Consider the following 11,537-nt stretch of genomic DNA (forward strand, 5'->3'; position numbering starts at 1 on the left):
CGGCGGTCCCTGAAAAACCCTGGCGGCAAGGCCGCGGTTCTGGACTGCCCGGCTCGCCGTGCTAGCATCCGCGCCATGAGACTTGTCCATGGATCGCTTCGGCTCGCGCTGATCGGACTGTTGTGCTGGATCGGCACGGCGGTGGCAGCGGAAAGCCAGCTCGACGTACGCATCACCCCGGCCAACCCGGCGCTCAAGGCCAATATCGAAGCCTATGTGGGCAGCCTCGGCGAGCGCGACGAAGCCGCGCTCCGGCGCATGCGCCGGAGCGTTCAGGCCCAGGCGCAGGAAGCCGCCCAGGCGCTGGGCTATTACCAGGCGCGCATCCGGGTGCGCGTGGGCGGCGAGCAGCCGGCGCGCCTGAGCGTCGAGGTCGATCCCGGCGAGCCGGTGCGCCTGCGCCAGGTCAGTATCCGCATCGACGGCCCGGCGGCCGAACTCAAGCGCTTCCGCGTGCCCGGCGGCGACGGCCTCAAGCCCGGTGCCCAGCTCAACCATGGCACCTACGAAGACGCCAAGCGGCTGATCCAGAACCAGGCGTCGCGCTTCGGCTTCTTCAGCGGCAAGTTCACCCGCCAGCAGTTGCGCATCGACCCCGAGGCCGGTGTCGCCGACATCGACCTGCTGTATGCCAGCGGGCCGCGTTACCGCCTGGGGGCGGTCGGCTTCAGCGGCGACTTCCCCTTCGACGAAACCCTGCTGCAGCGCATGGTGCCGTTCCAGCAGGGCGCGGTCTACGACTCCGAGCTGATCGCCGAACTCAACCAGAACCTGCAGTCCAGCGGCTATTTCGATAGCGTGCGGGTGGACGCCTCGCCGTTGCAGGCGCAGGGCCAGACGATCCCGGTCATGGTCCACCTGAGTGCGCGCAAGCCGCGCTCGCTGGGCCTCGGCCTGGGCTTCTCGACCGACGTTGGGCCGCGCGCCAAGGCCAGTTGGACGCGCCATTGGGTCAACGCCGAGGGCCATAGCCTGGGCACCGAGATGGAACTCTCCGGGCCGCGGCAGAACGTCGGCGCCTGGTATGAAATCCCCCTCGATCCGCCGCTCACCGACAAGCTGCGGCTGACCACCGGCTACCAGAGCGAGAACCTGGTGGATACCGAGAGCAAGCAGTTCACCCTCGGCGGCGAGTGGCAGAGCAAGCTGGCCAGCGGCTGGCAACGCTCGCTGTCGCTGAACTGGCTGCACGAGGAGTACCAACTGGGCGACGACGCCGGCAATAGCAGCTTCCTGATGCCGGGCCTGGGTTATTCCATCCTCAGCGCCGACAACAAGGTCGACCCCAACCGGGGCTATCGCCTGCAGATGGAAATGAAAGGCGCCAAGCGCGGCCTGATGGCCGACGCCGATGTCGCCCATGTCAGCGCCATGGCCAAGGGCCTGACCAGCTTCGGCGGCGGCCAGCGCCTGCTCGGCCGCTTGCAGGTGGGCGGCATCGCCACCGACGACTACTCGCGGATTCCGCCGTCGCTGCGCTTCTTCGCCGGGGGCGACCAGAGTGTGCGCGGCTACGACTACCAGACCCTGTCGCCGAAGAACGGCGACGGCGACCGCATCGGCGGCCGCTACATGATCGCTGGCAGTGTCGAGTACCAGTACCCGATCGCCGAGAAATGGCGCCTGGCGACCTTCGTCGACCAGGGCAATTCGTTCAACTCGCTGGACTTGCCGTCGATCAAGACCGGCGTCGGCTTCGGCATCCGCTGGGTGTCGCCGGTGGGACCGCTGCGCCTGGACCTGGCCGACGGCCTCGACAATGGCGGCGGCTGGCGCATCCACTTCTCCATGGGGCCGGAACTGTGAAGCGCGCGCTGTACCTGCTGCTGGGCGTCGTGCTCGGCCTGATCCTCCTGCTCGGCGCCGGCCTGGCCCTGGTACTCGGCAGCGACGCCGGCAGCCGCTGGGCGCTGGGGCTGGTGCCCGGTCTGCAGGTGCAGGGCTTCGACGGTCGCCTGGGCGGCGCCTGGCGGGCCGAGCGCATCGACTGGCGCGCCGGCGACACCCGCCTGAGCCTGGTCCAGCCGCAACTGGCCTGGTCGCCGTCCTGCCTGCTGGGCATGACCCTGTGCCTGGATCGCGTCGTGGTCGAGCGCGCCGAGCTGCAATTGGCTGCGGGCCCGGCAACGCCGAGCAGCGGCCCGATCCAGTTGCCGACGCTGAGGCTGCCGCTGGCGATCCGGCTCGGCGAGCTACGCCTGGGCAGCTTCCTGCTGGATGGCGTCGAACAGCTCAGGCAGGTGCAGGGCAGCGCGCACTGGGCGGCCGACGGCCTGCACATCGACAGCCTCAAGGCCGCCCGCGACGGCCTTGCCGTGGAACTCAGCGGCCTGCTCAGTACCGAGGCCGACTGGCCGCTGCAGGCGCAGGGCAGCCTCAGCCTGCCGGCGCCTGGCGCGCAACCCTGGAGCCTGACGTTGCAGGCCAAGGGCGCGCTGCTCGGCCATCTGGCCCTGGAGGCCGACAGCCACGGCTACCTCGACGGCCACCTGAGCGGCGATCTGCAACCCCTGGCGGACAACCTGCCGGCCAGCGCGCGGATCAGCGCCGACGGCTTCCGTGGCGCCGCCGCACTGCCCGACACCCTGGTGCTGAACAAGGTGCTGCTGGAGGCCAAGGGCGACCTCGCCGCCGGCTACCAGGTCAGCGGCTCGGCGAGCCTGCCGGGGGAGGGCGGCGAGATCGCCCTGAACCTGCAGGGCCGGGTCGACGCCAAGGGCGCCGACATCCGCGCACTCGACCTCAGCGCCGCGCCCGCGCAGCGCCTGGGCCTGAGTGGCCGGCTCGACTGGCAGGACGGCTTCGCCGCCGACGCCCGGCTGGACTGGCTGGACTTCCCCTGGCGGCGCCTGTATCCGCTGGACGAACCACCGGTGGCGCTGCATCGCCTGCAAGCCGAGTTGCAGTACCGCGACACGGGCTACCTGGGCAATTTCAGCGCCGAGCTGCAAGGCCCGGCCGGGGCCTTCAGCCTTGCCAGTCCGATCTCCGGCAACCTCGGCGAAGTGCACCTGCCGGCGCTGCAACTGCAGGCCGGCCAGGGCAAGGCCGAGGGCCGCCTGGGGCTGACCTTCGGCGATGCCCTGGCCTGGGATGCCGCGTTACAACTGAGCGACCTCGACCCGGCCTACTGGGTCGCCGAGCTGCCCGGCAGACTGGCCGGCCCGCTGCGCAGTCAGGGCCGTTTCAAGGATGGCACGCTGAGCCTGGACGCCCAGCTCGATCTGCAAGGCCGCCTGCGCGGCCAGGCGGCGCTGTTCAAGGGCGTCGCCAAGGGCCAGGGCGAGAGTTGGCGGCTCGACGCTCTGGAACTGCGCCTGGGCGACAACCGCGTCAGCGGTAACGCCAGCCTCGACCAGCGCCTCGGCGGCCGGCTGGATATCGCCCTGGCGCGCCTCGGCCAGCTCTGGCCGCAGTTGCAGGGTCAGCTCAACGGCCGCCTCGACCTCGCCGGCAGCCTGCGCGCGCCGCAAGGCCAACTGACCTTGCAGGGGCAGCGCCTGGCCCTGCAGGACAACGGCGTGCGCAGCCTGGACCTCACCGCGCGCCTGGATGCCGCGCAGCGCGGCGACCTCAGCCTGCGCGCCGAGGGCCTGCGGGTCGGCGACACCCAGCTCGGCACGCTCAGCGCCAAGGGCCAGGGCAATCGCCAGCGCCAGCAGCTCAGCCTCGGCCTGCAAGGCCAGCCGCTGCAACTGGCGCTGGCGGTCGACGGCGAGTGGAACGGCCGCGACTGGCGCGGGCGCCTGGCCAAGGGCGAACTGCAAAGCGGCGGCCAGGACTGGCGCCTGCAACAACCGGCGCGCCTGGAGCGCCTCGCCGATGGCCGGGTCAACTTCGGCGCGCACTGCTGGCTGTCCGGCAGCGCCAGCCTGTGTGGCGGCGAGCAACGGCTGCTGCCGGAACCCAAGCTGCGCTATCAATTGCGCGAGTTCCCGATCGCCAGCCTGGCGCGCTGGCTGCCGGCAGACTTCGCCTGGCAGGGCACGCTCAACGGCGATCTGCAAGTCGATCTGCCGGCGCGCGGCCCCAGCGGCAACGTCCTGCTCGACGCCGGCAGCGGCACCCTGCGCCTGCGCGAGCAGGAGCAGTGGATCGATTTTCCCTACCGTACCCTGCGCCTGGAGAGCCGCCTGAGCCCCAGCCGCATCGACAGCCACCTGCAATTCGCCGGCGACAAGCTCGGCACCCTCGACGCGCAGGTGCGCCTGGACCCCCGGCCGAAGAGCAAGCCACTGGAGGGCAGCTTCTCCCTCAATGGTCTCGACCTGGCGGTGGCGCGGCCCTTCGTGCCCATGGTCGAGCGCCTGCAAGGCCGCCTCGACGGCAGCGGCCGCCTTTCCGGCGGCCTGCTCGCGCCGCGCCTGGATGGCGAGTTGAAACTCAGCGACGGCGAAGTCTCCGGCGGCGACCTGCCGACCCCGCTGCAACAGCTACAGGTGCTGGCGCGCATCAGCGGCGAGCGCCTCGACCTGAATGGCCGTTGGCGCAGCGGCGACAAGGGTAGCGGCAGCCTCGGCGGCTACCTGGCCTGGAGCCACGGCCTGGACCTGGACCTGGCCCTGCGCGGCGAGCGCCTGCCGGTCAGCGTCGAGCCCTACGGCAATCTGGAGGTCGCGCCCGACCTGGCCCTGCGCCTGCGCGACGAGCGCCTCAGCGTGACCGGCAAGGTACAGGTGCCGCGCGGCGCCATCCTCATCCGCCAGTTGCCGCCGTCGACGGTGAAGGTCTCTACGGACGCCCAGGTGCTCGGCGCGCCGGAGCCGGCGCGCAAGGCGAGCAACCTGAGCATGGCGGTGGACGTGCTGGTCGGCCAGGACCAGCTGACCTTCAATGGTTTCGGCCTCAGCGCCGAGCTGGTCGGCCAGGTGCATATCGGCGACAACCTCGACACCCGCGGCGAGCTGAGCCTGAACAAGGGGCGCTACCGCGCCTACGGGCAGAAACTGACCATCCGTCGCGCGCGCCTGCTGTTCACCGGGCCCATCGACCAGCCCTACCTGGACATCGAGGCGGTGCGCAAGGTCGATGACGTCACCGCCGGCCTGCGTCTGTCCGGCAACGCCGAGCAGCCGAGCAGCGAAGTCTTCTCCGAGCCGGCGATGAGCCAGGAGCAGGCGCTGTCCTACCTGGTCATGGGGCGGCCGCTGAACAGCGGCGAGGACAGCAACATGCTCGGCGAAGCGGCCCTGGCCCTGGGCCTGGCCGGCAGCGCGCCGGTCACCGGCGAGGTCGCCAAGCACCTCGGCATCCAGGACTTCCAGCTGGGCACCGAAGGCAGCGGCAACAGCACCAGCGTGGTCGCCAGCGGCCAGCTCTCGGAACGCCTGAGCCTGCGCTACGGGGTCGGCGTGTTCGAGCCGGCCAACACCGTCGCCCTGCGCTACCTGTTGAGCAAGAAGGTCTACCTGGAGGCGGCCAGCGGCCTGGCCAGCTCGCTGGACATCTTCTACAAGCGCGACTTCTGAGCGATCGCCCCGCGCGCGGCGGGGTCCCGGAAGCCGGTCGTGGTTTTTCAGGAAATTCCTAGGCGCGCATGGGGCAGAATTCCGCTGCGCCAAAATGCCGACTTTGCTTGTTGCGAAGCCTGACTATGCTGTGCCCTGTGTTACTTTTTTTCGGCGGACTGACGTCAGAAGGATCTGAAGGTAATCGTCATCCCGACGAGCGCACCCCACTGACGCGAAGAGAAGGATCTCCATGCTATCTGTCTATCAGCTCAAGCCGCGTTTCCAGGCGCTGCTGCGCCCGCTGGTCGAGCGCCTGTACGCGCGCGGCGTGAGCGCCAACCAGGTGACCCTCGGCGCCTGCCTGCTGTCCCTCGCGGTGGCCGCCCTGGTCGCCGCCTTCGCCACGCATCCGTGGCTGTTCGCGCTGATCCCGCTGTGGATGTTCCTGCGCATGGCGCTGAACGCCATCGACGGCATGCTCGCCCGCGAGTTCGGCCAGAAGAGCCAGCTCGGCGCCTACCTCAACGAACTCACCGATGTCATCGCCGACAGTGCGCTGTACCTGCCGTTCGCCTTGCTCCCCGGCGTGACGCCGGCCTGGGTGGTGCTGGTGGTGCTGCTGGCGCTGATCAGCGAATACGCCGGCGTGCTCGGCCCGATGATCGGCGCCTCGCGGCGCTATGACGGGCCGATGGGCAAGAGCGACCGCGCGCTGTGTTTCGGCGTGCTCGGCGCCGGTGTCGCCAGCGGGCTGCTGCCGCTGGGCTGGATCGACGGCGTGCTGCTGCTGATCGCTGCGTTGCTGCTGCTGACCCTGGTCAACCGGGTGCGCCAGGGCCTGGCGGAGCAACGGCAAACGACGCCTCAGGGCGACTGAGGCAAGGGCGGGATGCCCCAGGGCGTCCCGATCGTGGACGGCGCCGTCCGTTCGCCAAGCGCGGGCGGCAAACGACAGAGGATGTTATGCGCGAAGCTTCGACCCAGCGTTTCACCACCCATGACGGCGTGGAACTGTTCTACCGGCACTGGCCGGCGCCGACCAGCCAAGCCGGCGAGCCGCGCCGCGCGGTGCTGCTGTTCCACCGCGGGCATGAGCATTCCGGGCGCATCGCCCATCTGGTCGACGAACTCGACCTGCCGGGGTTCGACTTCTTCGCCTGGGACGCCCGTGGCCATGGCCAGTCGCCCGGCGCGCGCGGCGACAGCCCGAGTTTCGGCACCAGCGTGCGCGACGTGCAGACCTTCGTCGAGCACATCGCCGCCCGGCACGGCATCGCCGAGCAGGAGCTGGCGGTGGTGGCGCAGAGCGTCGGCGCCGTGCTGATCTCGACCTGGGCCCACGATTACGCGCCCAAGGTGCGCTGCCTGGTGCTCGCCTCGCCGGCGTTCAAGGTCAAGCTCTACGTGCCCTTCGCCCGCAGCGGGCTGAAGCTGGCGCGGGCCTGGCGCGGCAACTTCTTCGTCAACAGCTATGTGAAGTCGCGTTTCCTCAGCCACGATCCGCAGCGCATCGCCTCCTTCGACAGTGACGAGCTGATCACCCGGGCGATTTCGGTGAACGTGCTGCTCGGTCTCTACGAGGCGGCGCAGCGGGTGGTGGCCGATGCCCAGGCGATCCAGATTCCCACCCAACTGCTGATCTCCGGCGCGGACTTCGTCGTCCATCGCGCGCCCCAGGAGCGCTTCTTCGAGCGCCTGGGCACGCTGCGCAAGGAAAAGCACATCTTCCCCGGCTTCTTCCACGACACCCTCGGCGAGCGCGATCGCGCCCAGGCCACCCGCCGCGCGCGGCGCTTCATCCTGGAAAACTTCGCCCAGCCGGCAGCGTTGCCGAACCTGCTCGACGCCGACCGTCTCGGCTACACCTGCGCCGAGGCCGAAGGCCTGGCCGCGCCCTTGCCGCGCCACTCGCCACGCGACCTCTACTGGCGCGCGACCCGCGCCGGCCTGCGCCTGGGCAGCCTGCTTTCCGACGGGGTCAAGCTGGGCTTCGACACCGGCTTCGATTCCGGCAGCACCCTGGATTACGTCTACCGCAACCAGCCCACCGGGGTCGGTCCGCTGGGGCGCCTGGTCGACCGCAACTACCTGAACTCCATCGGCTGGCGCGGCATCCGCCAACGCAAGCTGCACATCGAGGAGTTGCTGCGCCTGACCATGGCCCGGCTGCGCGAGCAGGGCCGCGAGGTGCGCATCGTCGATATCGCCGCCGGCCACGGCCGCTACATTCTGGAGGCCCTGGAAGGCCTGGAGCGCCTGCCGGAAAGCGTGCTGCTGCGCGACTACAGCGAACTCAATGTCAGCCAGGGCCAGGCGCTGATCGAGCGCAAGGGGCTCGGCGCCATCGCCCGCTTCGTCCAGGGCAATGCCTTCGATCGCGCCGACCTCGCCGCGCTGCAACCGGCGCCGAGCCTGGCGGTGGTTTCCGGCCTCTACGAACTGTTCGCCGACAACGCCCTGGTCGGGGCCTCCCTGGCCGGGCTCGGCGCGGCGCTGGAAGAGGGCGGCTACCTGATCTACACCGGCCAGCCCTGGCACCCGCAACTGGAGCTGATCGCCCGTGCCCTGACCAGCCACCGCGACGGCCAGGCCTGGGTGATGCGCCGCCGCAGTCAGGCGGAAATGGACCAACTGGTGGCCGCCGCCGGCTTCCGCAAGCTGGCCCAGCGGGTCGACGAATGGGGCATCTTCAGCGTCTGCCTGGCCCAGCGGGTGAGCGGCTGATGCCGCCGCGCGACCCCGGCGTGCTGGGACGGGCACTGTGCTGGCTGCTCGGCCTGGCGCCGTTCTTCTTTCTCAGCTACGGCTTCGCCAACTGGTACGCCAGCACCCGTGGCGATGTCGGCAGCCTGGTCTACGACTGGGAGCGGCAGATGCCGCTGTGGCCCTGGACCATCCTGCCGTACTGGTCCATTGACCTGCTCTACGGCCTGTCCTTCCTCTTGCCGCGCACGCGCCGCGAGTTGGATGCCCATGGCCTGCGCCTGCTCAGCGCGCAAGTGCTGTCGGTGGCCTGCTTCCTGCTCTTCCCGCTGCGCTACAGCGTCGCCCGACCGCCCCTGGATGGCCCGTTCGGCGCGCTGTTCGACCTGCTGATGGGCTTCGACAAGCCCTTCAACCAGGCGCCGTCGCTGCACATCGCCTTGCTCATGATTCTCTGGGTCGCCTACGGCCGCTACGCCCGCGGCGCTTGGCGCTGGCTGCTGCATGGCTGGTTCGCGCTGATCGGCCTGTCGGTGCTGACCACCTGGCAGCATCACTTCATCGACGTGCCCACCGGCGCCCTGGCCGGCTGGCTGTGTGTCTGGCTGTGGCCGCAGGACCGGCGCTGCCCGCTGTTCGGCGCGCGGCTCAGCGCGGATCGCCAACGGCAGAAGCTGGCCGCCTGCTACGGACTGGGCGCGGCCTTGCTGGCCCTGCTGGCTTTCGCCGGCGGCGGCGTTGCCCTCTGGCTGTGCTGGCCGGCGCTGGCTCTGGCGCTGGTGGCGCTGGCCTACCTGGCGCTGGGCGCCGATGTCTTCCAGAAGCGTGGCGACGGCCGCCTGGGCATCGCCGTGCGCTGGCTGCTGGCGCCTTACCTCGGTGCTGCCTGGCTCAATGCGCGGCTATGGACCTGGCGCCGGCCACAGCCGGACGAAATCCTCCCCGGCCTCTGGCTGGGTCGCCTGCCGTCCGCCGCGGAGCTGCAGCGTTCGCCGTTCAAGGCGCTGCTCGATGTCAGCGCCGAATTGTCCTGCCGGTCGCAGGGGCAGGCCTATCGCACGCTGCCCTTGCTTGACCTGGTGGCGCCCACCGCGCAGCAGTGCCGCGAAGGCGCGCGACTGATCGACGAGTTGCTGCCGCGCGGGCCGTTGCTGGTCTGCTGCGCCCTCGGCTACTCGCGCAGCGCCAGCGTGCTGGCCGCCTGGCTGCTGCTCAGCGGGCGCGCGGCGGACGCCGATGCGGCGCTGGCCGTGGTGCGCCGCGCGCGGCCACGGGTGGTGCTGGGCGCGGCGCAGCGGCGGGTGCTCAGTGCGTTGGCCGGAGAGCGCGATGCGGCGCGCCAGGGCGGCGGGGTGGGGCATGTCTGCTGATCCCGGCCTGGCGCTGGTCGCCAGCGTATTGCGGCGCGGCCGCAGCATCGACCTGCTGTGCAGCGGCCTGACCCTGCTCGCCACCGCACTGGGCCTCTACCGCGTGCTGGGCGGCGGCGCCGCCGGTTTCGCCGCGAGCATGGCGGCCCTGGTGCTGCTTGGCCTGGGGCAGAAGTACTACGCCTTGCGCGTGGCGCTGGACGCCGAGCTGTTCGAGCTGCTCGCCGCGGCGGACGAGGCCTTGCCGGCGCGCACCCGCGAGTTGGACCAGGCGCTGGCCGAACTGGGCCTGGCCAACGCCGACAAGGCCGGCCGCGCCTGGACCGAGCGCAGCCGCGGTGCCTTGCGTCTGCTGCGCCTGCAAATGGCGCTGGGGGCCTGCCAGTGGTTGCTGGCACTGATCTACCTGCTGTTACCGATTCTTCATTCCTGAAGGGACCTGCATGCTCGAATCCATCTTCGCCTACGCGATCATCGCCGGCGCCCGCGCCATCACCGGACTGCGCAGCCTGTGGCTGGGCACCACGCCGAAGGATGCGCAGCGTATCTACTATGCCAATCACAGCAGCCACGGCGATTTCGTCCTGCTCTGGGCCTCGCTGCCGGCACAACTGCGCCGGCGCACGCGGCCGGTCGCCGGCGCCGATTACTGGGGCAAGGGCGGCCTGCGTGGCTTCGTCATCAACCGTGTGTTCAACGGCGTGCTGATCGAACGCCAGCGCAGCGAGTCCGGCGGCAATCCGCTGGAGCCGGTGGAGCAGGCCCTGGCCGCCGGCGATTCGCTGATCCTGTTCCCGGAGGGCACGCGCAACCTCGACGAGGAGGTCAAGCTGCTGCCGTTCAAGAGCGGCATCTATCACCTGTCCAAGGCCCACCCCGAGGTCGAGTTGGTGCCGGTCTGGCTGGCCAATCTCAATCGCGTCATGCCCAAGGGCCGCGCCTTGCCGCTGCCGCTGCTGTGCACCCTGAGCTTCGGTGCGCCGCTGGCGGTGCAGGAGGGCGAAGCCAAGGAGGCATTCATCGAGCGTGCCCGCGACGCCTTGCTGGCGCTGGCGCCGGCGGAGGGCCACTGACATGGATAAGCAGACCTGGCTGTTGTTCGCCGGCATCGGCGCGATCCTGCTCCTCGCCTCGCTGGTCGGCGCCTTGCTGCGCTGGCGGGCGGCGCCCGGCCCCAACGCGGTGATCGACAACCTTAATGCGCGGATCAACGCCTGGTGGGTGATGGTCGCGGTGATCGGCTGCGCTTTCGCCCTCGGCCACTGGGCGGTGATCCTGCTGTTCTATGGCGTGTCCTTCTACGCCCTGCGCGAGTTCATGACCCTGATGCCGACGCGGCGCAGCGACTATCCGGCGCTGGTGGCGGCCTTCTATTTCGTGCTGCCGATGCAGTATCTGCTGATCGCCATCGACTGGTACGGCATGTTCTCCATCTTCATCCCGGTCTATGTGTTCCTGCTGCTGCCGATCCTGGCCTCGCTGGGCGGCGACTCGAAACACTTCCTCGAACGCGCCTCCAAGGTGCAGTGGGGGCTGATGCTGGCGGTGTTCTGCATTTCCTTCGTGCCCGCGCTGCTGACCCTGGACATCGCCGGCTTCGAGGGCCGCAACCTGCTGCTGATCGCCTACCTGGTGATCGTGGTGCAGCTCTCCGACGTCTTGCAGTACGTCTGCGGCAAGCTGTTCGGCAAGCGCAAGATCGCCCCCAACCTGTCGCCGTCGAAGACCGTGGAAGGTTTCGTCGGCGGCGTCGCGCTGGCCACCCTGATCGGCGGCGCACTCTGGTGGATCACCCCGTTCAAACCCTGGCAGGCCCTGCTGATCGCTCTGATGATCAACATCCTCGGCTTCTTCGGCGGCCTGGTGATGTCGGCGATCAAGCGCGATCGCGGGGTCAAGGACTGGGGCCACATGATCGAAGGCCACGGCGGCATGCTCGACCGCCTCGACTCGGTGTGCTTCGCCGCGCCGATCTTCTTCCATGTGGTGCGCTACTGGTGGACCGCCTGAGGCG

General features: G+C 69.9%; 8 protein-coding genes. All 8 read left to right on the plus strand.

What is annotated here, in order from left to right; all coding sequences use genetic code 11:
* The first annotated feature begins 75 nt into the window (after positions 1 to 75).
* Entirely contained in the window at positions 76 to 1,806 is a 1,731-nt protein-coding gene (locus BLQ74_RS15590; RefSeq protein WP_090263715.1) for an autotransporter assembly complex protein TamA, read from the plus strand.
* Positions 1,803 to 5,468: a translocation/assembly module TamB domain-containing protein gene (locus tag BLQ74_RS15595; protein ID WP_090263717.1), complete on the plus strand. Its 3,666-nt coding sequence runs from the start codon at positions 1,803 to 1,805 to the stop codon at positions 5,466 to 5,468. The genes BLQ74_RS15590 and BLQ74_RS15595 overlap by 4 nt, the downstream gene beginning before the upstream one ends.
* A 232-nt stretch (positions 5,469 to 5,700) precedes the next feature.
* A complete protein-coding gene (locus BLQ74_RS15600; protein ID WP_090263719.1) occupies positions 5,701 to 6,327 on the plus strand; it encodes a CDP-alcohol phosphatidyltransferase family protein in 627 nt (208 codons plus the stop codon).
* 86 nt (positions 6,328 to 6,413) lie between these two features.
* Positions 6,414 to 8,174 carry a bifunctional alpha/beta hydrolase/class I SAM-dependent methyltransferase gene (locus tag BLQ74_RS15605; protein ID WP_090263721.1) on the plus strand — a complete coding sequence of 587 codons (1,761 nt, stop codon included), beginning with the start codon at positions 6,414 to 6,416 and terminating at the stop codon, positions 8,172 to 8,174.
* Positions 8,174 to 9,523, plus strand: coding sequence for a phosphatase PAP2/dual specificity phosphatase family protein (locus BLQ74_RS15610; RefSeq protein ID WP_139199070.1), 1,350 nt, complete (start codon positions 8,174 to 8,176; stop codon positions 9,521 to 9,523). The genes BLQ74_RS15605 and BLQ74_RS15610 overlap by 1 nt, the downstream gene beginning before the upstream one ends.
* Positions 9,513 to 9,956 carry a hypothetical protein gene (locus BLQ74_RS15615; protein ID WP_090264039.1) on the plus strand — a complete coding sequence of 148 codons (444 nt, stop codon included), beginning with the start codon at positions 9,513 to 9,515 and terminating at the stop codon, positions 9,954 to 9,956. The genes BLQ74_RS15610 and BLQ74_RS15615 overlap by 11 nt, the downstream gene beginning before the upstream one ends.
* 10 nt (positions 9,957 to 9,966) lie before the next feature.
* On the plus strand, positions 9,967 to 10,596 hold the full coding sequence (locus tag BLQ74_RS15620) for a lysophospholipid acyltransferase family protein (protein WP_090263723.1): 630 nt from the start codon (positions 9,967 to 9,969) through the stop codon (positions 10,594 to 10,596).
* Between the two features lies 1 nt (position 10,597).
* Positions 10,598 to 11,533 carry a phosphatidate cytidylyltransferase gene (locus BLQ74_RS15625; protein ID WP_090263725.1) on the plus strand — a complete coding sequence of 312 codons (936 nt, stop codon included), beginning with the start codon at positions 10,598 to 10,600 and terminating at the stop codon, positions 11,531 to 11,533.
* The last annotated feature ends 4 nt before the right edge of the window (positions 11,534 to 11,537 follow it).

The organism is Pseudomonas panipatensis, assembly GCF_900099785.1.
Classification (GTDB): domain Bacteria; phylum Pseudomonadota; class Gammaproteobacteria; order Pseudomonadales; family Pseudomonadaceae; genus Pseudomonas; species Pseudomonas panipatensis.